22 protein-coding genes and 2 tRNA genes are annotated in these 26106 nt (G+C 60.3%); 10 read left to right on the top strand and 14 right to left on the bottom strand.

Going from position 1 to position 26106, the window contains the following annotated elements; genetic code table 11:
• Positions 1-105 precede the first annotated feature (105 nt).
• A tRNA-Leu gene (locus Q0K06_RS02105) sits at positions 106-192 on the top strand.
• A gap of 309 nt (positions 193-501) precedes the next feature.
• Positions 502-1068 carry a GNAT family protein gene (locus tag Q0K06_RS02100; protein ID WP_294547917.1) on the top strand — a complete coding sequence of 189 codons (567 nt, stop codon included), beginning with the start codon at positions 502-504 and terminating at the stop codon, positions 1066-1068.
• 214 nt (positions 1069-1282) lie between these two features.
• Here Q0K06_RS02100 and Q0K06_RS02095 read toward each other — a convergent pair whose 3' ends face one another.
• The 5 genes from Q0K06_RS02095 to Q0K06_RS02075 form a co-directional block, all read right to left on the bottom strand.
• Positions 1283-1618: a hypothetical protein gene (locus tag Q0K06_RS02095; RefSeq protein WP_294547914.1), complete on the bottom strand. Its 336-nt coding sequence runs from the start codon at positions 1616-1618 to the stop codon at positions 1283-1285.
• A 263-nt stretch (positions 1619-1881) separates the two neighbouring features.
• Positions 1882-6144, bottom strand: a complete 4263-nt coding sequence (locus tag Q0K06_RS02090; protein WP_294547911.1) for an EAL domain-containing protein — start codon at positions 6142-6144, stop codon at positions 1882-1884.
• Positions 6145-6490: 346 nt separating this feature from the next.
• Positions 6491-7867: a germination protein YpeB gene (gene ypeB / locus Q0K06_RS02085; protein WP_294547907.1), complete on the bottom strand. Its 1377-nt coding sequence runs from the start codon at positions 7865-7867 to the stop codon at positions 6491-6493.
• Between the two features lie 85 nt (positions 7868-7952).
• Positions 7953-9560 (bottom strand): ASKHA domain-containing protein, encoded by a 1608-nt coding sequence (locus Q0K06_RS02080; RefSeq protein ID WP_294547904.1) that lies wholly within the window; start codon positions 9558-9560, stop codon positions 7953-7955.
• Between the two features lie 142 nt (positions 9561-9702).
• Positions 9703-10164 carry a pyridoxamine 5'-phosphate oxidase family protein gene (locus Q0K06_RS02075; RefSeq protein ID WP_294547901.1) on the bottom strand — a complete coding sequence of 154 codons (462 nt, stop codon included), beginning with the start codon at positions 10162-10164 and terminating at the stop codon, positions 9703-9705.
• Between the two features lie 274 nt (positions 10165-10438).
• Between Q0K06_RS02075 and Q0K06_RS02070 the strand changes: the two genes are divergently transcribed.
• From Q0K06_RS02070 to Q0K06_RS02060, 3 genes are all read left to right on the top strand, one after another.
• The gene (locus Q0K06_RS02070) at positions 10439-11962 is read left to right on the top strand and encodes a 4Fe-4S dicluster domain-containing protein (RefSeq protein ID WP_294547899.1); all 1524 of its coding nucleotides are present in this window, start codon (positions 10439-10441) and stop codon (positions 11960-11962) included.
• Between the two features lie 250 nt (positions 11963-12212).
• Positions 12213-13100: a hypothetical protein gene (locus Q0K06_RS02065; RefSeq protein ID WP_294547897.1), complete on the top strand. Its 888-nt coding sequence runs from the start codon at positions 12213-12215 to the stop codon at positions 13098-13100.
• 256 nt (positions 13101-13356) lie between these two features.
• Positions 13357-13755 (top strand): DUF6465 family protein, encoded by a 399-nt coding sequence (locus Q0K06_RS02060; RefSeq protein WP_294547894.1) that lies wholly within the window; start codon positions 13357-13359, stop codon positions 13753-13755.
• A gap of 58 nt (positions 13756-13813) precedes the next feature.
• On the opposite strand, the gene Q0K06_RS02055 is transcribed toward Q0K06_RS02060, so the two are convergent.
• From Q0K06_RS02055 to Q0K06_RS02035, 5 genes are all read right to left on the bottom strand, one after another.
• A complete protein-coding gene (locus tag Q0K06_RS02055) occupies positions 13814-14389 on the bottom strand; it encodes a Crp/Fnr family transcriptional regulator (RefSeq protein WP_294547890.1) in 576 nt (191 codons plus the stop codon).
• Positions 14390-14582: 193 nt separating this feature from the next.
• The gene (gene hslO / locus Q0K06_RS02050; RefSeq protein WP_294547888.1) at positions 14583-15458 is read right to left on the bottom strand and encodes an Hsp33 family molecular chaperone HslO; all 876 of its coding nucleotides are present in this window, start codon (positions 15456-15458) and stop codon (positions 14583-14585) included.
• Positions 15459-15592: 134 nt separating this feature from the next.
• Complete coding sequence (locus tag Q0K06_RS02045) at positions 15593-16342, bottom strand: class I SAM-dependent methyltransferase (protein WP_294547885.1); 750 nt, start codon at positions 16340-16342, stop codon at positions 15593-15595.
• Entirely contained in the window at positions 16329-16640 is a 312-nt protein-coding gene (locus Q0K06_RS02040) for a YerC/YecD family TrpR-related protein (RefSeq protein ID WP_294547882.1), read from the bottom strand. Before Q0K06_RS02040 ends, Q0K06_RS02045 begins: the two co-directional genes overlap by 14 nt.
• 120 nt (positions 16641-16760) lie before the next feature.
• The gene (locus tag Q0K06_RS02035) at positions 16761-17042 is read right to left on the bottom strand and encodes an acylphosphatase (RefSeq protein WP_294547879.1); all 282 of its coding nucleotides are present in this window, start codon (positions 17040-17042) and stop codon (positions 16761-16763) included.
• 111 nt (positions 17043-17153) lie between these two features.
• On the opposite strand from Q0K06_RS02035, the gene Q0K06_RS02030 reads away from it, so the two are divergent.
• From Q0K06_RS02030 to Q0K06_RS02015, 4 genes are all read left to right on the top strand, one after another.
• Positions 17154-17825 carry an RsiV family protein gene (locus tag Q0K06_RS02030; RefSeq protein ID WP_294547875.1) on the top strand — a complete coding sequence of 224 codons (672 nt, stop codon included), beginning with the start codon at positions 17154-17156 and terminating at the stop codon, positions 17823-17825.
• A 181-nt stretch (positions 17826-18006) separates the two neighbouring features.
• Positions 18007-19281, top strand: coding sequence for an adenylosuccinate synthase (locus Q0K06_RS02025; protein ID WP_294547873.1), 1275 nt, complete (start codon positions 18007-18009; stop codon positions 19279-19281).
• Between the two features lie 189 nt (positions 19282-19470).
• Positions 19471-20667, top strand: a complete 1197-nt coding sequence (locus Q0K06_RS02020) for a coenzyme F420-0:L-glutamate ligase (protein WP_294547871.1) — start codon at positions 19471-19473, stop codon at positions 20665-20667.
• A 320-nt stretch (positions 20668-20987) separates the two neighbouring features.
• A complete protein-coding gene (locus Q0K06_RS02015) occupies positions 20988-22118 on the top strand; it encodes a DUF3048 domain-containing protein (RefSeq protein ID WP_294547869.1) in 1131 nt (376 codons plus the stop codon).
• Positions 22119-22175: 57 nt separating this feature from the next.
• Here the strand turns inward: Q0K06_RS02015 and Q0K06_RS02010 are convergent, their stop codons facing one another.
• The 3 genes from Q0K06_RS02010 to Q0K06_RS02000 all read right to left on the bottom strand — a co-directional run bounded on the left by Q0K06_RS02010 (position 22176) and on the right by Q0K06_RS02000 (position 23748).
• Positions 22176-22595: a cell division protein SepF gene (locus Q0K06_RS02010; RefSeq protein WP_294547866.1), complete on the bottom strand. Its 420-nt coding sequence runs from the start codon at positions 22593-22595 to the stop codon at positions 22176-22178.
• Positions 22596-22984: 389 nt separating this feature from the next.
• Positions 22985-23194, bottom strand: a complete 210-nt coding sequence (locus tag Q0K06_RS02005; RefSeq protein ID WP_294547864.1) for a hypothetical protein — start codon at positions 23192-23194, stop codon at positions 22985-22987.
• Between the two features lie 480 nt (positions 23195-23674).
• Positions 23675-23748: transfer RNA gene (locus Q0K06_RS02000), tRNA-Gly, on the bottom strand.
• Positions 23749-24302: 554 nt separating this feature from the next.
• Here Q0K06_RS02000 and Q0K06_RS01995 point away from each other — a divergent pair.
• Complete coding sequence (locus Q0K06_RS01995; RefSeq protein ID WP_294547862.1) at positions 24303-24986, top strand: VTT domain-containing protein; 684 nt, start codon at positions 24303-24305, stop codon at positions 24984-24986.
• Between the two features lie 54 nt (positions 24987-25040).
• On the opposite strand, the gene Q0K06_RS01990 is transcribed toward Q0K06_RS01995, so the two are convergent.
• Positions 25041-25886: a hypothetical protein gene (locus Q0K06_RS01990; RefSeq protein ID WP_294547860.1), complete on the bottom strand. Its 846-nt coding sequence runs from the start codon at positions 25884-25886 to the stop codon at positions 25041-25043.
• Between the last annotated feature and the right edge of the window lie 220 nt (positions 25887-26106).

Here is a 26106-nt window from a genome sequence, read left to right as displayed (position 1 = left end):
CATGCGCCTGCGTCATCTCCTCAAAATTCTCCTTGAAATGGCGCTGAATTTCCTGTATAATATGGAGCAACGCATAGAAGCAGGCAGCTGCTTTCTTCTTTATACGCCGGTGTGATGAAATTGGTAGACGTAGCGGACTCAAAATCCGCCGCTGGCAACAGCGTACCGGTTCGAGTCCGGTCACCGGCACCACGTCGGAGCAAAGTCCGCTTTGCTCCGATGTCTTTTTATGCCCGAGGCAAAAAAAGACGTCATCCGCCCGCTCCCTTGCTCCTCCTTTCCAACTGCGACCCGCTGCGCTGGGCTCGCAGTTGGTAGGCCGCCTTGCAGGCGGCATTTTTCTCCATTCAGAAATATCGATTTTAACCGCCCCTTCCAAAACAAAAGGCAGCTGCTTTTGCTGTCGCCTTTTGTTTTGGGTTCTGCCGCCCGGAGGGCGGCTCCCCCCTCCGGCATTGCAATGCCTGGCAGCAGCAAATTCTTCCTGGGAGGTGCAGCTCTGTGCAGATCCAATACAAAAATATTATTCTTCGGGATCCGATCGCTTCCGACATTGAGGACTATGTACGTTGGTTCACCACTGAAACCGAGTGGTCCCATACGGACGCTCCGTGGGAGCCTCTCGAATCGGACGCGGAGAAGGAGCGCGCCGCTTGGCGCAAGTATTATGAGTCCGTGAAGGGCCTTCCCGAAAACGCCCGCCGCTGGAAGTTTGAAATCGAGTGGAACGGCCGGCACATTGGCTGGGTAAGCTCCTATCTCATAGACGAGCACTACAACAGCCTTGGCAAGGTCAAAGACGGTCAGACCGTCCACCGCGCGGTCGGCATTTCTATTTGCGAGTCCGACCTCTGGGGAAACGGCATTGGAACAAACGCTCTCCGCGCCTTTATGGACTACTTCTTTGAAAACGGCGCGGAGGAGCTTTATACGCAAACTTGGTCAGGCAATGTCCGTATGCTTCGCTGCGCGGCAAAGCTCGGCTTTGTAGAGTGCAACCGCAATGTGGGTTCCCGTGAGGTCGGCGGACAGAAATACGATGGACTGACCTTTCGCGTGACAAAATAAACCGGCCGCTCTTCCCACGTCACAGGCAGACGCGCCGAAAGAGCCCCGGGAACCATGGCTCAGGCTTTCGGCGCATGGATTTCTCCGCCGCCGAGCGCGCAGTTTCACCGGCGCGTGCGGCACGACCTGCCCCCATAAACACTTCAGCATCCCGGAACAAAGCAGGGCCGGAGGCACGCCGCTGTGTCCTCCGGCCCTGTTTGTTTTTCCCGTCTTACTGCTTCACCATCTGGGTGGCTACAGGGGTGGCGTTTTCGTCCCCCAGAACGCCGGTGTAGGTCACCTCCACCCGGTCGCCCTCGGCAAAGCCGCTGGTATCCAGCCCCTTGGCAAAGTCAAAAATCTGGTAGCTGTCGTTGTCCAGCAGCAGCACCAAAAAATTGTCCATCCGGTTGATAACGCCTGAGACCGTGGCCGTCTTGGTCTCCACTGTCCCGCTCTCGCTGGGCGCGGGGGAGGCGGACTGCCTGCCGGGGAGACCCAGCTTGGAGCAGGAGGCCAGGGAGAGCACCAGGGCGGCGCCCAGAATCATGGTAGCAATTCGTTTCATATCAGACTTTCCTTTCAAACTAATTCATTTTGTCGTCCCCCTGCCTGGGGGCCAGTGCTCCCACATTATAGCCCTGAATTGTGTAAAATCCATATAGGCTCTCTTAGCATTTGTTAAGGTTATCTTCACATTCGGGCGGATACGCTCTGTGAGTCCTGACGGCCCGCCGGACTCTCTTTGTCCGGTTCAGAGCCCCTGGAAAAAGCGGCAGCCCGCTGCACCGCGCATACTGTGCGCCGCAGCGGGCTGCCGTATTTTTCGTTTCAGCTGTCTGCATCCTCATAGAATTGGAACCGGTTCTTTCCCTGCCGCTTGCTCTTGTACAGCGCCAGGTCGGCCCGTTTCAGATAGCCGTCATAGTCGAAGTCCAGGCAGGAGACATAGGTCAGGCCCACACTGCCTGTCAGTATGGGGCCCGCCGTCTGCTCCAGGCTGGCCATCAGGCTCTCCAGACGCCGTTCCAGCTGCTCCCTCCGGAGGGCTCCCCTGATAAAGACCAGGAACTCGTCGCCGCCCAGACGCCCCACAATATCCTCGTGCCGGAAGGTGGCGGTCAGCGCCCGGGCCACGGTCTGGAGCGCCTTGTCCCCCTCCAGATGCCCCATCTTATCGTTGATCTGCTTGAAGTTGTCAATGTCTAATATCAGCAGCACGCCGCAGGGGGACCGATTGCACTCGCTCACGCACCGGACCACCTCCCGCTCGAAAGCGGTGCGGTTGTACAGGCCGGTCAGCGGGTCCCGGTCGGCCGCCTTGGCCTGGGCAAACTCCCGCTCCTTCTCCGCGTTGATATCCTTCAGATAAATAAGGGTGTACATATTGTGGGTGATATCCTCCCGGAACAGGTAGGTAGTCAGCTCCACCCAGTGGAGGGCGTCTCCCACCGGCCGGCGGTAGCAGAACCGGCTGCTGGTCTCCCCCCGCGCCAGCATCTCTTTCCACGCAGCCGGGTCCCGGTATCGTCTGAGCCGCTCCAGCTCCTCGTCAGAGATTATATGGGACAGCTGCTGTTCCAGTACCTCAATGAAGTGCCGGGAGCTCTGGCGGTAGTCCTGTTTGTAGGCCTGCCACAGCCCGCCCACGGACTTAATCTGTCCGCTCTCCAGGTCCACCTCCGCATAGGCGATGGCCTCGGACAGCAGCGTGTGGTAGAGTTTGCGCATCCGCATGTACTCCAGCTCCATGCCCCGGTCCGCGCCGATGGGCTCCAGCACGGCGATGACCGCCTCCTGTCCCTGCTCCTCCCGGTCCAGCCGCTGGGTTGTCAGCTTGAACCACTCATATGTCCCGCTCTTGGATTTGAGCAGCAGCTCCCGGCGCGCCTTCCCCGCTCCTCCGTGCAGCCCCGGGAAGGCGCTGCGGAATTGCGCTACAAAATGGGGATGGACAATTTCACTGTCAATCCAGCACTGGGGGAAGTCAGACTCGCGGGCCTCCTCTCCCAGCAGCAGCGTGCGCTCCGTGTGGAAGAACATGGTCTTTTCCGCCGCGTTGTACTCGAAGATGTCCCGCACGCAGGCCTCCGGCACCAGATTGGGCCGCTCCATGTCGTTAACAATGCGGTGATACCCCTTCAGGCAGAGCATGCCGTTCTCGTCCTGGAAGCGCATGCCGGTGCAGCGCACCAGCACATTCCCCCGCCGGGGGTGCCGCCAGCTGTACTCCATCTGAACGGGCCGCTTCGATCGGATCATCGTCTGCATTGACTCGTCCACATAGCGCCGGTAGCCGTCGTTGACCCTGCCGTACCAGAACTGGTAGCACTCCTCGGCGCTGGGCACGCCGGAGACGCCCAGAATGTGGAGCATCGCGTCGCTGGCCACCATTTCATGGCGGCCCTTCTCCCGGTCAAGACGGATAATCCACAGGCCCAGGCCCAGCATCTCAAAGACGTCATGGTAGTTGGCCCGAAGCAGCTCCCGGTACCGCTTCTCATTCCGCTCCTGCCGGATGCGGTTGACCAGAAAGCTGGACAGCACCCAAACCTGTGTGTCATCCTGGATCGCATAGCGGGGATTGTCCACGCCGATAAACCCGATGGTACGGCCGCCGTCCCGAAGCGGCACCGCAATCAGCCGTGCAATCCTCTGTGCGTCCAGAATCTGCCATTCCTCCGGGTTCTCCCGGCGCAGGGCATCCAGATTGAGAATGACCACGGAACGCCCCCGGTCAAAGAGCTCCATCCACCGCGCCACGGCCTGCGGCGGCACTTCCTGCAGATTCTGTGCCTGGGCCTCCACGTTGGGCGCGCACCACTCAAAGGTGTTGTCCCAATATCCCTCCCGCCGCGGGCTGGGCTCAAAGAGATAGGCCCGGTCCGCCTGGTAGAAATCACCCACTGAGGCCAGAACCCGGCTGATCGCCTCTCCGTAGTCGGCATTCTCCGCAAGGGTCCTGGTGTATCCGGCAATCTTCTGGGCGAAAATCAGCCGCTCCTGCGTGCTGCGGCTGACAATCTCATGCTTGGTAATATCCAGCGCCACCTCCATCCGCAGCCGTTTCCCCCGGTGGGTGATCATCTTGTCCTTGAGCAGAAAGTGCCGCCCGCAGTACTCGTTCTCCCTGTCCCAGATATAAAATTTGTCCTGCTTCAGCTTGGCGTTGGTGCAGAAGGAGCAGGGCTCATCCAGGCCCTGGAGGACCTTATAGCACTTTCGGCCCCGGTAGTCCCGCAGTCCCATGAGCCGCCGCCCCGCCGGACTGACATAGTAGAGCTCATAGGTATCCATGTCGCTGACATAGAAGATATCATTTTCCGCCTCCATAATGGCGGCGGCCATCTCATCCTCCGGCCAGTCTACCGCGGCGTCAATCTCCGCCGCATGGATCTGGCTCAGGTAGTTCCGCTCCCTTTCCACCCGTTCCATGTAGTCCGGGCTCTCTGTCCGGAAGTATCGCTCCTCCAGCTCCCGGGCGGTACAGGGCCGCGAGAACAGAAAGCCCTGGAGCAGCGCGGGATGGAGCTCCTCCAGCGCCGCCAGCTCCTCTTCCGTCTCCACGCCCTCGCAGCACACCCGAATCTGGCAGCTGTCGGCCAGTTCCAGCATGTTGCCCAGCAGGCGATAATTGTAGGCGCTGTGCTGAATGTTGTTGACAAAGCACCGGTCAATCTTGATCTCGTCAATTTCCAGTTCCTTCAGCCGCCCCAGGCTGGAGTAGCCGGTGCCGAAATCGTCCACGGAAATCTCTATGCCGTGCTTCTTCCACTGGAGAAACAGGTCGTTGATATGCGGATAGTCCAGCAGCTGCATGCTCTCGGTAATCTCCAGCGTCACCGCGCTGCCTGGCAGGCCGCTCCGGTTCACCGCGTCCAACACCTTCTGGACGATATTCTCCTCACACAGCTGGGTGTAGGACACGTTGACGCTCATGTGGAAATCAGGCGCCTGTCTGCGCCACACCCTGCACTGCTTCAGAGCGGTGTCCAGAACCCAGATGCCCACAGGGCAGATCAGCTTGCTCTGCTCCAGAATGGGCACAAACTCCGACGGGGGCACGCTGCCCCGCCTGGGAGAGGTATACCGCAGCAGTACCTCCGCGCCATAAATTCCATAAGTCGCGGAGAACACCTGAGGCTGGTAGACCAGGGAGAAGCCCTGGAACCCGGCCCGGACACTGTTGAGCAGTTCTTCCTTCAGCTCCAGGGTGGCAATCTCCCGCTCATAGTCGTCGGCAGAGAAAAACAGCAGCCGGTTTTTCCCCCGGGCCTTGGCGTGGTCCAGGGTGTTTTCAGCATACTGATAGAGGGTCTCGGCGTCGGGCACCATGTACTCCCGGTAGGGCACGCAGCCGCCGGACAGAGTACATTCCCCGGCCAGCAGCTTCTGGGCGCAGGAGAATACGGCTTCTGCCTGCCCGGCATCCGCCTTCGGCAGATTGACCGCAAAGCAGTCCCCATTGGTCCGGTAGATCTGCCGCGCCCCGTCCACCGCCCGCTTCAGCGCCGCGGCCACATGCTGCAGCACCTTGTTGCCATGCTCCCGCCCCATTTTCAGATTGATGGACTTCAGGTCGTCCACCCCAACCAGCAGCAGAAAACCGTCCTGCTCCTCCGCCAGCAGCTGTCCGCACTCCTGCCTGAGCCGGTGCATATTCAGCGCGCCCGTGAAGCTGTCCGCCTTGCCGTCCATGGCGTCCTCAGAGATGCAGCCAAAGGCCCAGACGGGCTTCCCGTTGGAATCTATCTGGCTCTTGCCGCGGCTGCTAATCCACACCACGTCTCCCCTGCGGTTGATAATGCGGTACTCCAGCCGGTGCACCCGATCCTCACCGCTGTACAGCCGTCTGTATGCCTCCTGCATAACGGGCAGATCCCAGGTGTATACCTTCTCAAGCCACTCCCGGCCGGAGATATACTCCCTTCCATCCTCCATCAGGTCATAATTCTTGCAGATATTCCTGGAAAAATAGAGGCGGTCTGTCTTAAAGTCAAAGAAATAGAAGTAGTCGTTGGAGCTCTCGCTCAAAAAGTCCAAGATGCTGCGGTATGTCTCCACCACATACTGCCTGTCCAATTCCATGCTCATTGCAACCTCTCAAGCTCTTCCGCCGTAATCCTGGCCTCTTTCCCGACCATGCCGACAGACGCCGTCCCCGATCTGCTTCTCCCCTCCGCAGCGAGATGCAGATTCTTGCGTCTGAAAAATATTCTTTTTCCGAATTATTGATTTTTATTTTACCATGCTTCCGTATTTCCTTCAAGTGACTTTCCGCGTTTCTCTGAAATCATGTTCTCAATTTTTTATCTTTATTCCGTTTTTCTCGGTTTTTATCAAAAATTGGTATATCTCATCACGAGCTCCGGCGTACGGAGGCAAATGCGCGCCCATCCGGAGAGAAGAAGGTCTCCGGATGGGCGTCAGGCGCGGTACGCTATATGGTCAGCGTTCCGCTCTCATCTTCAATGAGAAGCAGAATCTTTTCCTCGTTTCCGGTCTGGGCGTTTACATAGACAATATAGTGCCGCCCGTCCTCTGTCCGGCACTTAAACTCATGGCAGAGCACCTCGTATTTGCCGCTGGTGGGGATAATGGCCAGCTGATGGGACAGGCAGTCCAGCGCCGGGTCCAGCACCGCCCGGGCCGCTTCCTCGGAGACGGCCGGCGTCTCCAATCCCCTCTGGGTATGGTTCATCAGGTAGCCCTCGGCCTCAAATCCCACAATGCTGCCGCTGTCCAGCGCCACCGCCACTTTGACAAGGTCTGGATAGCACAGCACATCCCCCTGCCGGGCGGCAAAATTGACGGTGAGAATATTGTCCTGGCTGATATAGTAGCTGGGCTCCATATCCCCGTAACCCTGTGCGGCCAGGAATGCCCGGGCTGCCTCCACCCCCTCCTCCGCCGTGAGGGCGGCCTCTCCCACCGGCCGGGCGTTCATCAGCTCGGTCACCTTTCCGCCCTGGCGGGACACCTCGATATACACCTCGCCTCCGTCCACCACGGCGGAGAAGCTCCAGTAGGGGATGGCCCCCTCGCCGGTGGCTACTGACGTGAAAATCTCCGGCTTCAGGCCCATGAACTCCGCTGCCGCGGCCTGGGCCTCCTCCTGGGTCACCTCCTCCATCCCTTCCAGGGCCTTGGGCTGCTGCTGGGTGGAGAGGTGCTCGGAGAAAGGACCGTCGTAGATAAGGGTGGGCACCTCAGGGAAGTCGGCCTCCATGTTTTGAAAGGTACTCCCCGCCGTGTCCTCCGTGGTCTCCTGGGACTGGGCCAGCCGGGCCTGTGCCTGCTCCAGGTCCTCCAGGGTAATGGTCCCGCCGTGGATGCCGGCCTGCAGGTCCTGGAGCATCTGGGATAGCTGCCCCGAGGCGGCGGCCAGGGCCCGCAGGTTTTCCTTCTCCTCCTCTGTGGTCCCGCCTCCCGACGCCGTGCTCTTGGACAGGGCCGCGGCATAGTCCCCCACCTTGGCGGCAAAGGACGCGGTCTGGGCCAGCTCCACATTGCCGTAGGGCAGCTCGCCTACGGCCATCTGGGCCGACATGGCCCGGCCGAACAGCTCTGTGCACAGCTGCGCCAGCAGGGGCTGGGACGTGACATAGGCGGTCTTTTGCAGCGCCGCGTCCATCTCCGCCACTGCAGTGGTCAGCTCGGCAAAGGCGTGCTGGTATGTGTTGTTGACAATGTTCCGGTAGGTCTCTGCTCTGGCGTGGCTTCTGAGCGCCGCGCCGCCAGTCACCGCAAAGGCTGCCGCCGTAAAACTGATTATCAGCGTCTTTGCCCGCCGGCTGCGGAAAAACTCCCTGGTCATAAAAACCGCCCCCTTTGGACCTAGTTTGATCCAAAGGAGGCGGTTCTTTTCAGGTAATTTTTGTTATTCTCCGCTTTGGGACAGATTACTCCTGCTCCTCAAAGGACATGCAGTCAATGTAATGCCCGGTAAAGGCGGGGTGGGAGGAGAGCTCCAGATAGCCGCAGCGGTCCCGCACCGCCGTCAGCTCCTCTCTGGCCGGGGCGGAGAGCAGCGCCTCCGCCGCACCTGCCCCGGCGCTGTTGCCCACGCTGCGCAGCACCGGCAGCAGCCGGGCCGGGAACAGCCCAATGGCCGCGGCGCTCTCCTTGTCCAGATAGCTGCCAAAGCCGCCGGCCAGATACATAGCCGACACTCCATCTGCACCGGTCCCCGCCGCTTCCAGCAGGGTCTGGATGCCCGCGGCCACCGCCGCCTTGGCCAGCTGCAGCTTGCGCACGTCGCCCGCAGTGATGCGCACGCCTGCCGTCCGGTCCAGCCAGAACACGCAGCCCTCCTCTTCCGCCTCCTCCAGCCAGGGCCGGGTCTCTTGCGGGGCCTCGTCGGGCGGAAGCAGGCGGCCTGTCTCGTCCACCGCGCCCAGCTTCAGCAGTACGGCCAGCGCGTCCACCAGGCCGGAGCCGCAGATGCCCTTGGCTTGGCCGCCGCCGATGACGGTACACCGCAGCGCCCCCTTCTCCAGCCGGACCTGGCTGATGGCCCCGGTAACGCCCGACATGCCGCACACGATCTCCGCCCCCTCAAAGGCGGGCCCGGCGGCGGTGGCGCAGCAGGTAAAACCGTTCCGGTCCCCCAGGGCCATCTCCCCGTTGGTGCCGATATCCAGAAACAGCACCCGCCGCTCCGCCCGGTAGGCTCCAGAGGAGAGCAGTCCGGCTGTAATGTCGCCGCCCACATAGCCCGCCACACAGGGGGCCAGATAGACCTGGGCGTTGGGGGCGGGCAGGCCCACCTCCGCCGCAGGACGGCTGTCCCCAAAGAGGGAGAGGGGCCGGAAGGGCGCCACCGCAATGGACGCCGGGGAGAGGCCTGCAAAAATGTGTTCCATGATAGTGTTTCCAGCCACAGAGATATCCCGCACTTCCTCCAGTGTCCTGCCCGCGCCGGCGCACAGCTGCCGCAGCATGCCGGAGAGCTGCTCCCGGACAGCCCCGGTCATCTGCTCCAGCCCGCCAGGCGCCGTGTTTGCGTGGTTGACACGGGAGATTACGTCGGCGCCGAACACCCGCTGGGCGTTCATACCGCTGGCTACGCCCAGCCGCCGGCCATCCTTCAAATCGTAGAGATAGGCCACCACAGTGGTGGTGCCGATATCCACCGCCGCGCCCACTCCGCCGCCGGACGGAAGGGGCACACAGGGCTTGAGGGGAAAGTCCGCCCCGTCAAAGCCCTCGCTGGCAATGACCGCGTCGCTGCCGCTCACAGGCAGGCGCACCGTGCAGTCCCCCAGGATTTTGGCGGAGCAGGCCAGACGGCGGCGCTCTCCCGCCCCCCGCTTTTCCAGCTCGTGGGCGCCGGGCTCTGAGAGGGCGCCCTCCGCCTCCACCAGGCACTTACCGCAGGTCCCGTTTCCGCCGCAGGGGGCGTCCGGCTCCCGCAGGCCCGCCCGCTGAAGGGCGCTGAGCAGGGACTCCCCCCGCTCCCCGTGAATCCGGCGGACCTCCCCGCCCCGTATGACAGTAACCGTCGCCATGACAATCCTCCCCATCGTCCGTTTTTCCAGCCTGCACCGGGCAGGACTTTACGTTCACACTAGCACAGACTGCGGGGACAGGTCAAGGCACTTCCTTGTGTTCGTTGGTATTATTGCACGCTGTTGGCCCGGCAGCGCTCTTTCAGTCTCCGGAATTTTCCTTTCCGGTGGCTGTGTCGATGCGGACCTTCCACACCGCAGTGCGGGGCATCCAGGCCCGCGCCGCCTCGTCAAACCGGTCCATGTCCGCCGGGCAGTGCCGCAGGCACAGCAGCCGCAGAGCCTCCCGCTTCTCCGCCTCGTCCGTCACCTCATTGGCCGTACCCCGGGCCAGCACGGAGGAGTACTGGGCGGTGAACTTCCGGGGCACTGTCTCCGCCTCCTCCACAAAGGCCATCGCCACCTTGGGGTTGGCACGCAGGGCGTCCACCTTTTCCCCCTCCAGGGCGCAGTGGAAGTAGATGTTCTCCCCGCTGCGCACCGGCGTCAGAGGCACGCAGTAGGGCAGGCCGTCCACTCCTGTCATGGACAGCACCATGTATGCACAGCGGTCCATCACCTGGTGGATAAATTCTGTCCCCCGTTCCCGGTCTTTTCGTCTCATACGATTCGTCCTCCTTTTTTCTCCATGATAAGCGCTCAGCGGGTCATTTGCAAGGATCTCCTTTTCCTCTGTCCTGTGAAACGTACACGAAAGCCGGCCATTATAGTCTTCTTTTTCTTCTCTAATGTAAAAATCACATTTAATTTGCTCCTGATGATTTACAAGCGGGGATATTTGCGGTATTCTTTCACTGTAAGAAGAATCCCGCAGTTTTAGCGGGCAAAATCGGTTCTATCTGCAACACCGAAGAAACACAAGGGGGATCTAAAACAGTATGAGAGGCGTTGAAACGCGTATTCAGGAGATCCGGCACAGAATCTTCCGCGAGGTGGCCCGCATGGCCTACCACACCGAGTGGCCGGTGGACAAGCGCATTGAGGAGCTTCCCTATAAAATTATTCCCGGCGAGGTGGGCAATTTCCGCAACGACGTGTTCCTGGAGCGGGCCATCGTAGGCGAGCGTCTGCGGCTGGCCATGGGTCTGCCCTGCCGCAGCGCGGCGGAGCACGCCCCCCTGTCCGACAATATCGAGGCCGCCGACCGGGACGAGACCTACTACACTCCGCCCCTGATCAATGTTATCAAGTTCGCCTGCAACGGCTGCGCCGAGAAGAAGGTGCTGGTCACTGAAGGCTGCCAGGGCTGCCTGGCTCACCCCTGCGAGGAGGTCTGTCCCAAGGACGCCATCAAGCTGGACCGCTACAACGGCCGCTCCCACATCGACCAGGACAAGTGCATCAAGTGCGGCCGCTGCGCCGACGTGTGCTCCTACAAGGCCATCATCATCCAGGAGCGGCCCTGCGCCGTGGCCTGCGGCGTGGGCGCCATTCACAGCGACGCCAACGGCAAGGCGGAGATTGATTACGAAAAGTGCGTCTCCTGCGGCATGTGCCTGGTGAACTGCCCCTTTGGCGCCATCGCCGACAAGTCTCAGATTTTCCAGGTCATCCGGGCCATCCAGTCCGGCGAGCGGGTGTACGCCGCCGTAGCCCCCGCCTTTGTGGGCCAGTTTGGCCCCAAGGTCACCCCCGGCAAGCTCCGCGCCGCCATGAAGCAGCTGGGCTTTGCCGATATCTTTGAGGTAGCCATCGGCGCCGATCTGTGCGCCACCCAGGAGGCCGAGGATTTTATCCGGGAGGTCCCCGAGGAGCTGCCCTTCATGGGCACCTCCTGCTGCCCCGCCTGGTCCGTCATGGCCAAAAAGAGCTTCCCCGACCACGCCAACTGCATCTCCATGGCCCTGACCCCCATGACTCTGACCGCCCGCCTTATCAAGCACAATCATCCCAACGGCAAAGTGGTGTTCATCGGGCCCTGCGCCGCCAAGAAGCTGGAGGCCATGCGCAAGAGCGTGCGCAGCGAGGTGGACTTTGTCCTCACCTTTGAGGAGATGGCCGGCATTTTCGACGCCAAGCACGTGGACCTGGCCACCATTGAGGAGGACCCCACCGGCGTCAACGACGCCTCCACTGACGGCCGCAACTTCGCCGTGTCCGGCGGCGTGGCCCAGGCCGTGGTGGACGTCATCAAGGCGCGCTACCCCGACCGGGAGCTCAAGGTGGCCAAGGCCGAGGGCCTGCGGGAGTGCTACAAGATGATGAAGGACGCAGTGGCCGGCAAATACCCCGGCTATCTGCTGGAGGGCATGGCCTGCCCCGGCGGCTGCGTGGCCGGCGCCGGTACCATGCAGCCCATCAAGAAGTCCCAGGTGGCCGTCAACCTCTACGCCAAGCAGGCCAACCACAAGACCTCCAACGAGACCGAGCACATCAAGGAGCTGGACAAGCTGGTGGACTGAGTTTTCCATCTCCCCCGCCTCCGGGTACGGAGCGCCTCTTTCACGAGGCGCTCCGTTTTTCTTTTTCCGCAAAAATCAGCCTGCTTTTCCGTTTCTTCTCTCCGTTTGCGCCGTCCCTCCGCCGATCAGGCGCCCCATGATATGCGCCCGGGCCCGGAATGCCAATCCCTCCCGCACCAAACCGCCTTGCTGTCCATAGTATGGCGTGAGGGGCATTCAGCCTCTCACTACTCAATCGGGAGGTATTTCCATGCCTGAAAAGGTTATGCCCGGCCCCGTGCAGGACTCCGCCTGTATCCGCGAGGCCGTCTGCATCCATACCAAGAAGATTTTTGATTCCTGCCGGGACAAGGATTGCATTGAGGACCTTCGCTTTTACCCCACCCAGAGCTCCCAGTGCGCCATTGACCGGGCTGTATCCATCCGCGCCGGCCAGGCGGAGCTGCTCTATGTGTACATCGACGTGGAGCCCATCGGCTTCAACCGCGGCTTCTTCACCGTGGACGTCCGCTACTTCTACCGGGTCACTGCCGACGCCTTTGTGGGCGCTGCCCGGCCCGTACAGGTCTGCGGCCTGTGCGTGTTTGACAAGCGTGTCATCCTCTTCGGCAGCGAGGGCAGCGCCAAGGTGTTCTCCTCCGAGGCCGCCCTGGGCGCTCTGGACGAACAGAACATCATGAAGACCAACCTGCCCACCGCAGTGGTGGAGGCGGTGGACCCCATCGTGCTCAACATGAAGCTGGTGGACATGTGCGACTGCCGCCCCTGCTGCGACTGCGAGCTGTCCGAGATTCCGCCCTGCATCTGCTCCTGCTTCGGCGGCGACCTGTGCTTCGGCAGTGAAGGCAAGCGGGTCTATGTCACCCTGGGCCAGTTCTCCATCATCCGTCTGGAGCGGGACACCCAGCTGCTCATGCCCGCCTATGACTACTGCATGCCTGAGAAAGAGTGCACCTGCGGCGGCTGCGAGGACGATCCCTGCGAAATCTTCCGCCACGTCCAGTTCCCCGTGGATGAGTTCTTCCCCCCCAACGGCAGCGCGGGCGGCTGCGGCTGTGACCGCCCCGACCGGGACTGCGGCCACGGCGACCGCCCTGACCGCTGCCCGCCCTCCGCCGGCAAGGGCTGCCGGAGCTGAGCGCTCTTCCGCCAACGGGAGAGGGGCCGCCCTGTGCGCCCCTCTCCCGCTTCCTGCCAGGCGCCTTCTTCCGCAGTCAAAGGTTCGGTTTTATGCGGATTCGCCCGATTCAGTACGCATTAGCTAAATTCCATTCTGTCCGCTTTTGAAAATTCTTACATTTTATATATGACAATTGCCGGAAAATTGTTGTAGAATAATCGTAGCAAATCATATGAAAACATGTCTGAACAATATGGACTGGAGGAATTGAAATATGATCGCTGGTGCGAAGCGTCGCGAGGCCGCTGTGAAGGCTGCCGCGGAGAAGGCCGCTCCTAAGGCCGAGGTCAAGCCCGAGGCTGTCACTGAGGTTGCCGCCGAGGCTGCCCCCAAGGCCGCTGAGAAGAAGGCCGTTCGCAAGACCGCCGCTGCTGCTAAGAAGGCTCCCGCCAAGAAGGCCGCTGAGACGGCTGTGGAGACCAAGACCACTATTATCCTGGAGTACTGCGGACGTCAGGTCACGGAGAACACCATGATCGCCGGCGCCAAGCAGGTGTGGGCCGAGGCCGGCCACACTGAGGCCATTGAGACCATGGAGCTCTACGTCAAGCCCGAGGACGGCGCTGTGTACTGCGTCATCAACGGCGAGCCTGCCGGCAAGTTCTGTTATTGATCTCCGTCTCAAGAGAGCGCCCGGAGCCGTTACACGGCTCCGGGCGCTCTCTGCTTTCTTACCCCTGCTTCTTCAGCTCCTGCTTCAGCCTGCTCAGGGTCACGGGCGTCATATTGAGAAAAGACGCGATGTACTTGTTGCTGATTTTCTCGCTTAATCCGGGATATACCTGCTGGAACCACTGGTAGCGTTCCATGGCGTTGTACTGATAAATGGCGATTTTCAATTCCCAGTGGGTCCTGGCCGACTCCACAATGAGCTGACGGTACAGTTCTTCAAGTGCGGGATAGGTCCGGAGCAGCCGGTTAATTTCAGAAACGGCAATGCGCACAACCTCACATTCGCTCAGCGTTTGAATATCAATGGGCGCGGCCTGGGTAATATCTGAGCTGGGCATGACCGGCGCGCCGCACTTGAATACCAGACAGTCTGTAATTTCCTTACCGTTTACATCAGAGAGCACACCCCTGACAATTCCCTGCATGAGGAAATACACATGGGCGGGTACATTTCCCTGTCGGATCAGATACTCCCCTTTTCTCAGTACCCTTGTCTCTGACACACGGAGTGCCTCCTGCACCAGTGTCTCGTCGGAGATTCCAAGGGCCTTCTGAAAAAAATCAATCAGCAGCAACCCTCTCCCCCCTTCCTTATTATGGTGCTTATTATATTACAGGCTATCTTTTTTTGCCGCATTATCCCATGTTAATTTTCCTAATTATTATAGGAATTGGGAGTTTTGTCCTGCTTTATTTTGATAAAGAACGCCCCCTGCCGGTAGGCAGGGGGCGTTCTTTATCCCATATCTGTGCGGAGCGCTTCTTCTGTCACATTGCAGCCAGAATGGCCTCCAGCTCCTCCTTGGAGTAGTGATACACCTTGTCGCAGAACTGACAGGTGAGCTCCGCCTTGCCCTGGTCGGCGATCAGCTCCGCCAGGTCTTTCTTTCCCATGCTGATGAGGGCCCGGGTCACCCGGTCCCGGCTGCAGTAGCAGCGGTACTCCACCGGGCTCTCCTCCAGCACCTCCATGTCGAAGTCGGACAGCACCTGCAGCAGCAGGCCTTTGGCGGTCAGTCCGTCCCGGAGGGCGTCGGTCACCGCGCCCACCCGGGCCACTCCCTGCTCGATGGTGCGGATCACGCTCTCATCCGCGCCGGGCAGCAGCTGGATGAGGTAACCGCCGGCGCAGAGGACGGACTGGTCGGTGTCCAGCAGGACCCCCAGGGCACAGGCCGTGGGGATCTGCTCGCTCTCCAGAAAATAGGCCGCGATATCATCGGCAATCTCGCCGGAGAGCAGCTCAATGGTGCCCACATAGGGCTCCTTCATATTCAGGTCTTTGATGATGGTGAGGGAGCCGGCGCCCACGGCGGCCCCCACGTCCAGCTTTCCGGGCCGCTTCCGCGGCAGATCGGCTGCCGGATTCTGGACATAGCCCCGGACGTTGCCTTCGCTGTCCGACACGGCGGTAATGCCGCCCAGAGGGCCGTCCCCCTTCACCCGCAGAGTGAGGGAAGCCGCCTCCTCCTTGAGCTGGTTGCCCATCATGGACGCCCCCATCAGGGCGCGGCCCAGGGCGGCGGTGGCGGTGGGCAGAGTCTTGTGGATCTGGCGGGCCCGCTCCACCAGGGCGCCCGCCGTAATGGCGGATGCCTTTACCGGAGCATCCTTGGCCAACATGCGAATAATCTGATCAGACATAAATGCGTTTGTTTCCTTTCTCTTCCGTGGAAAAGGTGCGCGCGCCTTTTCCAATGGCGAATAAGATGCAGCCCGCCGGGCGCATTATTTGTCCCCACTCAGCGGACAAATTTCACGCTTGCGGCCTGCTGTGTTCAGCCCTTCTTCACAGCAGTGAAGAAGATGCGCTCCTCTCCCGGCACGGGGGCGCGCATTTTCAGGCAGCCATGGCGGCGGATGCGGGTGAAGCCGGCTTCCCGCAGGTATTCCTCCAGCTCGTCAGGCTCGTAGGCGTACTCCTCATGGACCTCCTCACCCCGGCTCCAGCGGCCGTCGGCCTCCAGGCGGAAGATATCCATGCCGTAGGTGCAGATGCGCCGCCGGGGGGAGTACTCCGCCCGCCAGACGCAGTATGCGTCGTCAGTCTCGTCGATAAACATGCCCCCGTCCAGGCCCCGAAGCTTGTCCGGCGTGTTGATGTCAAAGAGGAACAGCCCGCCGGGCATGAGGAACAGGTGGACCCGCTGGAATGCCTTCCGAAGGGTCCTGGGGCTGGTGACATAGTTGACGCTGTCCAGGCAGCAGACGCAGGCGTCAATGGTGCCGTACAGGTCCAGCTTCTCCATGCTCTGGCACAGGAAGATGGGCGGCTCGCCCTCCAGGTCCCGGCACTTCTCCGCCGCCACGGACAGCATCTCCGCCGAGCGGTCCACGCCGATCATCTCGTAGCCCCGGCCCATGAGTTCCGCCGTCAGGCTGCCGGTGCCGCAGGCCAGGTCCAGCACCGTATGGATGGGCAGGGCGCTGCGGGCAAAGTGCTTCTCAATGTAGTCCGCCCACCGGCCGTACCGCACGTCGGTGGTCAGCTCATCGTAGCACCCGGCCAGGAACTCATAGCTTTCCATCGGCCTTCAGCTTCTCCTTCACCCGGGGCAGCACAGTGGTGTATCCGTCCGCGCCGTAGTTGAGGGAGCGGTTCACCCGGCTGATTGTGGCGCTGGACGCCCCGGTCCGCTCCAGAATGTCGTTGTAGATCATGCCGTTGGACAGGAGAATGGCTACCTCAAAGCGCTGCTCCATGGCGCGCAGCTCGGCCACAGTGCACAGATCGGAGAAAAATTTCTTGCACTCGTCCAGGTCCTTGAGGGTGAGAATGGTCTCATAGAGAATATCGCTGTGTTCCTTCTTGTCACCCTTGGTCATAGGCTGACAGCCTCCTTTTGGTATATTTGGTAAGGGTTCGCTTTCATGATTTATCATTTTATATTTTAAATCACTGAAGCATGAAAGTAAACAGAATTTGTCCCTTTTGCGGGGAAAATTTCACCACAGGCTGCCCCGCTCGTGGAAGGACCGTTCTCCTTCCTCAGGCGTCAGGGCATAGCGCTCTACGCCGTCCACCCGGGCATACCTGGGCCCCTGGGACACGGCCTGAATAAACTCCTCTACCGGCCCCTCGTCCCCCTGGACCTCCATCTCCACGTCGCCGTCCTCCCGGTTGCGTACCCAGCCGGTCAAATCCAGCCGGGCGGCTGCGGCGCAGGTGAACCACCGGAACCCTACCCCCTGGACCCGGCCGGACACCCGGATATACAGCCGAACCATGCCGCACTCTCCTTTCTCTTTTGCTTTAGCGTAACACAGGGAAAAACTTCTGTCAAATCTTCTTCTGATACATAGGATGGGGCAGAACGGTTTGAAAAAGGAGGGGCGTCTATGCTTGGAAAACGCCGGGTGGAGTCGGTGACAATAGAGGCTGCGCCGGAGGAGCAGGTGCTGACGCTGGAGGAGGAACCGGTGCTGGCGCTGTCCCTCCGGGCGCCGTCGCTGGAGTGGGACACGCCGGGCCTGCGGCGCATTGACCGCTGTTTCGCCCGGCAGGCCCAGGTCTGGCGAACCCGCTGGGAGGGGCCGCTGTACGCCATGGCCTGCGCCGCCCTGCGGGAGGCCAGGGCGCAGTCCCGTCCCTTTACCCCCTGGACAGCGGCGCTGGACTTTACCGTCACCCGCAGCGGCGGCGGAGTGCTCAGCCTGCACGCCGACGCCGCCGAACAGCACGGAACCGCGCGGCCCCTGCTGGTGCGGTCGGGCGAGACCTGGGACCTGTCCTCCGGTACCCCGGTTTCTCTGTCCTCCCTCTTTCCGCCCAGGACTCGCTGGCGGCGGCAGGTGCTCTCCGCGGTGGCGGACCAGTGCGCCCGGCGGGCCGCCTCCGGGGAGTTCCTGTTCTATGAGGACTGGCCCCGCCGGTTGGAGGCGGACTTTGCCCTGGACAATTTCTATCTTACAGAGGACGCCCTGGTCATTTTTTATCCCCTCCACACTCTGTGTCCCGCCGCCGAGGGCATTCCGGAATTTTTTCTCCCCAGCCCAGAGATTTTCCTGTGACGGACACCCTTTTCCATCCTCTTCCGTCCGAGGCGGACATCTTCCAGTCTGAGAAGAAATGTTCCGCTCAAATCTGATTTTTTACATTTTGTCCCTTGTAATCTGAACAATCCGGGGATATAATATCGTCCGTCCGTGGGAAAAGGCCAACGCGCGAATCCCCGCGGCAGGAGGAACGATTATGGTCAAAGCAATTGTAGGCGCAAACTGGGGCGACGAGGGCAAGGGCAAGATCACTGACCTGCTGGCCGAGGAATCCGACGTTGTCATCCGCTTTCAGGGCGGCGCCAACGCAGGCCATACCATTATCTGTGATTATGGAAAGTTCGCACTGCATCAGCTCCCCTCGGGCGTGTTCTATCCCCACACCACCAACATCATCGGCAACGGCGTGGCCCTGGACGTGCCCAAATTCATCCATGAGCTGAAAACCCTGACCGACGGCGGCGTGCCCGCCCCCCACATCATTGTAGACCAGCGCACCCAAGTGCTGATGCCCTACCATGTGCTCCAGGATACCTATGAGGAGGAGCGCCTGGCCGGCGCCGCCTTCGGCTCCACCAAGTCGGGTATCGCCCCCTTCTACTCCGACAAATATGCCAAGATTGGCATTCAGGTCTGCGACCTGTTTGATGAGAAGCGGCTGATGGAGCGGCTGGAGCATGTCTGCGTCATCAAGAACGTGCTCTTTGAGCATCTGTACCACAAGCCCTCTCTGGACCCCAAGGAGCTGTTCAACACCCTCATGGGCTACCGGGACATGGTGGCCCCCTATGTGGGCGACGCGGTGGCCTTTGTCCACCAGGCCCTGAAGGAGGGCAGGAAGATCCTGCTGGAGGGCCAGCTGGGCTCCATGAAGGACCCCGACCTGGGCATCTACCCCTTCACCACCTCCTCCCACACCCTGGCCGGCTACGGCTGTGTGGGCGCCGCGGTGCCCCCCTCCGCCCTGACCGAGGTGGTGTGCGTCACCAAGGCCTACTCCTCCGCCGTGGGCGCGGGCGCCTTTGTGTCCGAGCTGTTCGGCGATGAGGCTGACGAGCTGCGCCGCCGTGGCGGCGACGCCGGTGAGTTCGGCGCCACCACCGGCCGCCCCCGCCGGGTGGGCTGGTTTGACGCCGTAGCCACCCGTTACGGCTGCATGGTCCAGGGCGCCACAGAGGTGGCCCTTACCGCCATTGACTGCCTGGGCTACCTGGATGAGATCAAGGTGTGCACCGGCTATGAGATTGACGGCAAGGTCACCGCCGACTTCCCCGTCTCCCCCCTGCTGGACAAGGCCAAGCCGGTCTATGAGACCCTGCCCGGCTGGAAGTGCGACATCCGGGGCGTCACCGAGTACGACAAGCTGCCCAAGGAAGCCCGGGACTATGTGGACTTCATTGAGAAGCACATCGGCGTCCCCATTAAGACTGTGTCCACCGGCCCCAAGCGCCACGAGATTATCCGCCGCTGAGTTTTCCAGTTCCAACCGCCCCGGTCCATTGGCCGGGGCGGTTTGCTGTCTTGTTCCCGCCCGGCGCATTTTCTCCCTTTGGGGAGGGAATTCTCTATTGTGCGGCCGGCCCGGCTTGTAGTATAATAAACTGCCGGGCGGTTTTCAGCCGCTCTGTACAAAAAATTGAAAATTTAGGAGTGTTTTTTCATGAGCCGGATGGTCGGTACTGTTTCCCGCGGCATTCGCGCCCCTATTATCCGCAGCGGCGATAACCTGGTGGATATCGTCACCTCTTCTGTGCTGGAGGCCGCCAGGGATGACGGCTTCACCGTGCGCGACCGGGATGTCATTGCCATTACCGAAGCCATTGTGGCCCGCAGCCAGGGCAACTATGCCACCGTGGACGACATCGCCGCCGATGTGCGTGCCAAGCTGGGCGGCGGCACCGTGGGCGTCATCTTTCCCATCCTGTCCCGCAACCGCTTCGCCATCTGCCTGCGGGGCATCGCCAAAGGCTGCAGCAAGATTGTGCTGATGCTCTCCTACCCCTCCGACGAGGTCGGCAACCACCTCATCAGCCTGGACGCCGTGGACGAGAAGGGGGTCGACCCCTACAAGGACGTGCTCACCCTGGAGCGCTATCGTGAGCTCTTCGGCTATGAGAAGCACCCCTTCACCGGCGTGGACTACGTGGAGTACTACCAGAACCTGATTCAGGAGTGCGGCGCCGAGGTGGAGATCATCTTCGCCAACGACCCCCGTGCCGTCCTGAACTACACCAAGACCGTCCTGGCCTGCGACATCCACACCCGCAAGCGCACCAAGCGCCTGCTCCAGGCCGCCGGCGCTGAGAAGGTCCTCACTCTGGACGACATCATGACCGCCCCCATCAACGGCAGCGGCTGCAACGAGACCTACGGCCTGCTGGGCTCCAACAAGGCCACCGAGGACAAGGTGAAGCTCTTCCCCCGTCCCTGCCAGGACCTGGTGGAGGCCATCCAGGCCAAGATGCTCGCCGAGACCGGCAAGCACGTGGAGGTCATGGTCTACGGCGACGGCGCCTTCAAGGACCCCGTGGGCAAGATTTGGGAGCTGGCCGACCCCGTGGTCTCCCCCGCCTACACCGCCGGCCTGGAGGGCACTCCCAATGAGCTGAAGCTGAAGTATCTGGCCGACAACGACTTCGCCGCCCTGTCCGGCGAGGCTCTGCGCGACGCCATCAAGGAGCAGATCCGCAAGAAGGACGGCAGCAGCCTGGTGGGCAACATGGTCTCCCAGGGCACCACCCCCCGCCGCCTTACCGACCTCATCGGCTCCCTGTGTGACCTGACCTCCGGCTCCGGCGACAAGGGCACCCCCATTGTCTATATCCAGGGCTACTTCGACAACTACACCACCGACTGATTTTCGGTCTCTCCAGCCGCCTGGACAGTTCTGTCCGGGCGGCTTTCAGCCTGTCGAAGCGTCTTTTCGACAGGCTGCTGCACTTTTTCAAACTTTTGAAAGTTTGAAAAAGTGGTTTGATTGCACGCGAAAGACAACCCTGACGGTTTTCTTTCACACTATCTTTCCCTCCGAAACCTTTGGCCGAAGGGTTTATCGACAGCCTGCAGCCGCCCGGACGCCCGTCGTCCGGGCGGCTTTTTCTACCCGCTCCGCCCTTGACACCGGCAGCGCCGCCAGGTACTATAAAAACAGAATCTTGACGAACGGAGGCCCATGCCATGCGACTGCGCCGGATGCTCCCTCTCTGTCTGTCCCTGCTGCTTCTGCTCTCCGCCTGCGGCTCCAAGACGGCGGAGGTCACCCCCACGCCCCCGGACATCCCCACCCTGCCCGCCAGAACCGAGGCTCCCGAGCCCTCCCCCACCCCCACTGAGACGGCGGAGCCCGAGTACACCGGTCCCCGCAACCCCCTCACCGGCGAGCCCATGGAGGAGGAGTGGGTGAACAAGCGCCCGGTGGCCATCATGCTCAACAATCTGGAGCAGGCGCTGCCCCAGCAGGGCCAGTCCGAGGCGGATATCATCTACGAGTGCCTGGAGGAGGGCGGTATCACCCGCATGATGAGCGTGTACCAGAACCCCCGGGATGTGGGAGTCATCGGCTCGGTCCGCTCCACCCGCACCTACTACCTGGAGCTGGCCCTGGGCCATGACGCCATCCTCATCCACGCGGGCGGCAGTGATGTGGCCGGTGTGGAGGACGCCTACGGCAAAATCAGAGCCTGGGGCGTCACCTCCCTGGACGCCGTCCGTGGCCCCTACATGAGCAACAGCGAGGGCGGCAATCTGATGTGGCGTGACCCGGGCCGGAAGTCCACCAACGGGTACGTCCACAGCGTCATCACCACCGGCGCGAAGATTGACGAGATCTTCTCCGCCGCCTCCTTCCGGCAGGAGCACGAGGAGGGCTGGAGCTACCAGATGGACTTTGCCGACGACGGCACCCCCGCCGGCGGCACCGACGCCCCCGTCATCACGGTGCCCTTCTCCAACTACAAGACCGGCGTATTTACCTACGACCCGGAGACCAAGCGCTACCTGGTCTCCGAGTACGGCGCGCCCTACATCGACGGCAACACCGGCGAACAGGTGGGCGTGACCAACGTGGTGGTGCTGCGCACCGCCTGCCGCAACACCGGCGACTCCTACGGCCATGTCTCCGTGGACCTGTCCAGCGGTGGCACAGGGTACTTTGCCTGCGGCGGAAAGGTCACGGACCTGGTGTGGAGCAAGTCCGAGCCCGACGGGCAGCTCTACTACACCGACCTGGAGGGCAACCCCATCGTCTTTGGCCGGGGCAAAACCTATGTGAACATTGTTCCCCTGGACGCTCAGGTGACGTTTGAATAAAGCCGATACAGAAAGAAGAGGACCGGCCAGCGGCCGGTCCTCTTCTGTTCTCTGTTGTCAAAAGCCCTGGGCGTCCTCAAAGTCAAAGCCGTCCGGGTCCTTTTCTTCCTCGCCGTCCAGCAGCCTGGCTCCTGCGGGCAGGAGCAAATAGGCGCTGTATCCAATCTGAACCATCTGCCCGTCCCGGCCGTAGGCCGCGCCGCTGAGAAAGTCCACAATGCGCCGGGCCGCCTCCCGGGAGGCGCTCTCCAGATTGACCGCCACCGCATAGCCGTCCAGCAGGCAGTCGGCAATCTTGCCCGCGTCCACATACTTGCCGGGGGTCAGCACCATGACCTTGCCTACGCCCGTGTCGTCAGCCGGGGAAAAGCCCTGGCCCGGCTTCTTGTTCTCCGGCGGATCCTTCTCCACCGCACCGTCCGGCGCTTCCCAGCTCTCGCCCAGGATACGCGCCCGCACCTTGTTCCAGATTCCCATGCTTTTCCCTCCCTGGCGTTTTTCTACATTATAGCGCAGGATCCCGCGCTTTACAAGGAAGTTCTCCACTTTTTGTATAACTTCCAATTCCCTTTTGTGTTCCCGGAGACTAAAATTCAAAATTCGATGTAGGAATATTCATCTGGGGCATGTGATGCCCCACCTCAAGCCTTGAAAGTCAATTCCTCGCGGGTTTTCTCCTTCCGTTTCGTCATAGCCGGTTACTCCTTTCTGCTTGTCGGCATGGAAGGCATGGAAAAAGGGCAGCCGGACACATTCCAACTGCCCTTTTGACAGATTATTTCACTTTTACAGTAGATTACAGAATATAAATGGTAATCGGTAATTATTGTGCCGGCTGATGTTCCCTAAAGTATCTTTCAATACTGTCAAGATAAAGCGCCCGAAACTTTGTTTCTTGTGCTTACAAATTTCCGGTCAATTATACCAAGTACTCCAGATATAATCAGGCTGGCAAGTACTGCCCCTAATACCACTGGCTTTACGCTTTCTGTTAAATCCCCCAAAAGTAGTAATGCCACAAATTCTGCTCCGCCTAAAAGTGTAGAAATCTGAATGATCCTAATAACATATTTCATGCCTACGCCTCCTTAAAAACTGAACCCATTTTATTTTTATCGTCCATCTTTTTTTCCTCAATTTCTTGTTCGTCGCCCTGTTTCTTTGCGAAAAGTATAACACAAGGCGCTGGAAAAATCTATATCATTTCTCCTTTTATGGTTTTATTATACAATACCTTCCCGCATGTTCCTGGATTTTTGCCAACAGGCGGAAGGGCGGCTTTGCCGCCCTGAGCATTGAAATCCCGAAGGGTGGAGCCGCCCTCTGGGCGGCGGAACCCAGAATAAAAGTCAACTGCTTTCGCAGTTGCCTTTTATTCTGGAAGAGACGGTTAAAATCGATATTTTCCAAGGAAAAAGCAAAACCGCCGCGAAGCGGCGGCCCCAAGCCCGCAGCCCAGCGTGAGCGGTTGCGGTTTGGAAAGGAGGAGCAGCGGCGTGAGCGCGCTCTGACTGATAAAATAAGTCGGAGCAAGCGATACAAAGCTTGCTCCGACGTGGAGCAGGTGAAGGGAATCGAACCCTCGTGTTCAGCTTGGGAAGCTGACGTTCTGCCATTGAACTACACCTGCATCTGAAATTGACTTTGATAGTATAGCACACAGAACTAAAAATAGCAAGAATTTTTTTACAACACAAAAATACATAATTTATTTACAATTTGTTTATCTATTTTCTACAATTGTCTCTTGTTTCTTAACTGTAACCGCAGTATAATAAAGTTAACAAATTAGAGAGGGGGTTGAGGCCATGACGTGGACTGACATCCAGAGTACGGATGTCGACGAATTGATTTTTGGCGGCGATGAACAGGTTATCGTCAGCGATCGATAAACTCGACATACATACCGTGCTGTACAGAAGTTCCACACCCGACCATGGTGTGGCTTTTTGTTTATTCGGCGGTCTCCGGTTTTGTCCGGGGCCGCCTATTTTTTATTCCCCGCTTCCACAGGTTTCAGCTTCCCGCATGCCCTGGTTTTTTGATTTTATTTAAACAATCTTAACCATTTCTCTATGGCATCTTCGCCTCCTCTGTGGTAGCCTTATGGTAATGTGTGTCGGATATGGCCGTACGCAGCCATCCGGCGCCCATTGCGGCAATATAAGACAAGGGGCTTGTCATATGAAAAAAAGAAATCGCAAGTGGATTGCCACGCTGGTTCTCACTATTTTAGTCCTGGGCGGTATTTTTCTCTTTCTCTGGAACACCGGCTTTTTCGCCGCTGCAAAATCCCTGGAGGGCATTCAGGACTATATCGCCCGTTTCTCTCCCTACTCCCACCTGGTCTTTTTCCTGGTCCAGCTGGCTTCGGTGGTCATTGCGCCTATTCCCAGCAATATCACCGCCGCAGGGGGCGCCCTGCTCTTCGGCATGTGGCCCGCCTTTCTGCTCACCGCAGGGGCGGTGGTGCTGGGCTCCGCGGCGGTATTCTGGCTGGCCCGGATACTGGGGCAGTCCTTCGCGGGCCGCTTTGTCAGTCAGAAGGTGTCCGACCAATACCTGGACCTGATCCGCCGCAAGAGGGACGTATTTCTGGCGCTGGTCTTTCTCTTTCCCTTTTTCCCCGACGACCTGATTTGCATCCTGGCGGGTTTGACCGACATCAGTTTCTCCCGTTTTCTGGTGATTGTGGTCCTCACCCGGCCCTGGGGGCTGCTGGTGGCCTCGGCCGTGGGCGGCTCGGTCATCTCTATTCCCATCTGGGCTATGGTACTCATTGGCCTGGCCGGTCTGGCCCTGTTTCTGGTTGCCATGAAGTACGGCGACCGGTGGGAGGCCTGGCTGCTGGAAAAATTCAAGCAGTAAGAGATAAGGGAGGCATGTGCCGTCCGGCGCCATGCCTCCCTTATTTTCCGTTCTTCAGCCGTCCTTTTTCCCTTCTATGCAGTGATAGCCCGCCCAGGGGTCCAGGTGGTCAAAGAGCTGGCGCTCCCCCTCCCAGAGCTGGTAGCGGACCGGGGGATGCTCCCCCTCGCCCTCCGGCCTTACGGCCAGGCAGAGCCCGCCCTGGCGGACAATGACCCCTTCCGCCGACCAGTGCTCCACGCTGGCGCCCCGGTAGGTGACCAGGCGGTACTCCCGCCCGCCGTAAAGCACCGCGCACAGGCAGCTGACGCGTGGACCCGCCAGGGTGGACATCCGCTCTACGCTGACCAGGATGCTGTTGCTCCGCTCTTCCCGCCAGATGCTCTGGCTCCACAGTGAAGCCATGGGCCGCTCCGTGCCCCGGAACGTCTCGATAAATCCGGTGCCGCCGGTAAAATCAATCCGCCGTCCATTGAGCAGCAGGACCCCCTCCAGCCGGTGTCCCATGCTGATGACCCCCCGGCGCACCGGAAAGACAGGTAGCGCCCCCAGCGGCCCCATCAAATCATACTTCAGCGGCGTAAAAGGTCCGTACCGCAGTTCGCCGCAGAGAGTCATGCCTCCGGTCCGCAGGTCCAGCCACAGCCCCTTCCGATTGAAGAGGCTGCCCTTCACCCACACCTGAAACAGCCCCTCAGAGGCCTGAAAACTCTCTCCCGGGCAGCTGACGTCCCACGCGCCCTCCCGGGACTCCACCCGGATGGCGGCTGTGGTTCCCCCCGCCCTGTCAATGCGCAGCATGGGGAAGAGCGACAGCGTCTCCCCGCCGGGCGCCTGGTGCCGCAGCTGCCAGCCTTCAAAATAGGGCCCCCGCTTTCTGGCCCCATAAAAATATTTCACCCTTCATCACCTGGACTTCATTTCTCCCCTGCCTGCCGGTCCCCCGGCAGGCATTTTCCTGTTAGCTTACATGTTAGCACGTCCCTCCGCCGATTGCAATTCCCCTTCCCCGGAAAACTTTGCCCTCCGGCAATTGTTTCCCGCATCTTATGATATTTTAAATTTATGTCTATTTTTTCACGTTCTTTCCTCTTACTTTTTGCGAAAAAGCAAATTTCTA

The organism is uncultured Pseudoflavonifractor sp. (assembly GCF_944387805.1).
Taxonomy (GTDB): domain Bacteria; phylum Bacillota; class Clostridia; order Oscillospirales; family Oscillospiraceae; genus Pseudoflavonifractor.
This window is presented reverse-complemented; position numbering and strand designations above follow the sequence as displayed.

Excerpts from the sequence above, each read along its gene's own strand:
- Q0K06_RS02095 (WP_294547914.1), bottom strand. The coding sequence starts at position 1,618 with ATGAAACGAATTGCTACCATGATTCTGGGCGCCGCCCTGGTGCTCTCC.
- Q0K06_RS02090 (WP_294547911.1), bottom strand. The coding sequence starts at position 6,144 with ATGAGCATGGAATTGGACAGGCAGTATGTGGTGGAGACATACCGCAGC.
- ypeB (WP_294547907.1), bottom strand. The coding sequence starts at position 7,867 with ATGACCAGGGAGTTTTTCCGCAGCCGGCGGGCAAAGACGCTGATAATC.
- Q0K06_RS02080 (WP_294547904.1), bottom strand. The coding sequence starts at position 9,560 with ATGGCGACGGTTACTGTCATACGGGGCGGGGAGGTCCGCCGGATTCAC.
- Q0K06_RS02075 (WP_294547901.1), bottom strand. The coding sequence starts at position 10,164 with ATGAGACGAAAAGACCGGGAACGGGGGACAGAATTTATCCACCAGGTG.
- Q0K06_RS02070 (WP_294547899.1), top strand. The coding sequence starts at position 10,439 with ATGAGAGGCGTTGAAACGCGTATTCAGGAGATCCGGCACAGAATCTTC.
- Q0K06_RS02065 (WP_294547897.1), top strand. The coding sequence starts at position 12,213 with ATGCCTGAAAAGGTTATGCCCGGCCCCGTGCAGGACTCCGCCTGTATC.
- Q0K06_RS02060 (WP_294547894.1), top strand. The coding sequence starts at position 13,357 with ATGATCGCTGGTGCGAAGCGTCGCGAGGCCGCTGTGAAGGCTGCCGCG.
- hslO (WP_294547888.1), bottom strand. The coding sequence starts at position 15,458 with ATGTCTGATCAGATTATTCGCATGTTGGCCAAGGATGCTCCGGTAAAG.
- Q0K06_RS02045 (WP_294547885.1), bottom strand. The coding sequence starts at position 16,342 with ATGGAAAGCTATGAGTTCCTGGCCGGGTGCTACGATGAGCTGACCACC.
- Q0K06_RS02040 (WP_294547882.1), bottom strand. The coding sequence starts at position 16,640 with ATGACCAAGGGTGACAAGAAGGAACACAGCGATATTCTCTATGAGACC.
- Q0K06_RS02035 (WP_294547879.1), bottom strand. The coding sequence starts at position 17,042 with ATGGTTCGGCTGTATATCCGGGTGTCCGGCCGGGTCCAGGGGGTAGGG.
- Q0K06_RS02030 (WP_294547875.1), top strand. The coding sequence starts at position 17,154 with ATGCTTGGAAAACGCCGGGTGGAGTCGGTGACAATAGAGGCTGCGCCG.
- Q0K06_RS02025 (WP_294547873.1), top strand. The coding sequence starts at position 18,007 with ATGGTCAAAGCAATTGTAGGCGCAAACTGGGGCGACGAGGGCAAGGGC.
- Q0K06_RS02020 (WP_294547871.1), top strand. The coding sequence starts at position 19,471 with ATGAGCCGGATGGTCGGTACTGTTTCCCGCGGCATTCGCGCCCCTATT.
- Q0K06_RS02015 (WP_294547869.1), top strand. The coding sequence starts at position 20,988 with ATGCGACTGCGCCGGATGCTCCCTCTCTGTCTGTCCCTGCTGCTTCTG.
- Q0K06_RS02010 (WP_294547866.1), bottom strand. The coding sequence starts at position 22,595 with ATGGGAATCTGGAACAAGGTGCGGGCGCGTATCCTGGGCGAGAGCTGG.
- Q0K06_RS02005 (WP_294547864.1), bottom strand. The coding sequence starts at position 23,194 with ATGAAATATGTTATTAGGATCATTCAGATTTCTACACTTTTAGGCGGA.
- Q0K06_RS01995 (WP_294547862.1), top strand. The coding sequence starts at position 24,303 with ATGAAAAAAAGAAATCGCAAGTGGATTGCCACGCTGGTTCTCACTATT.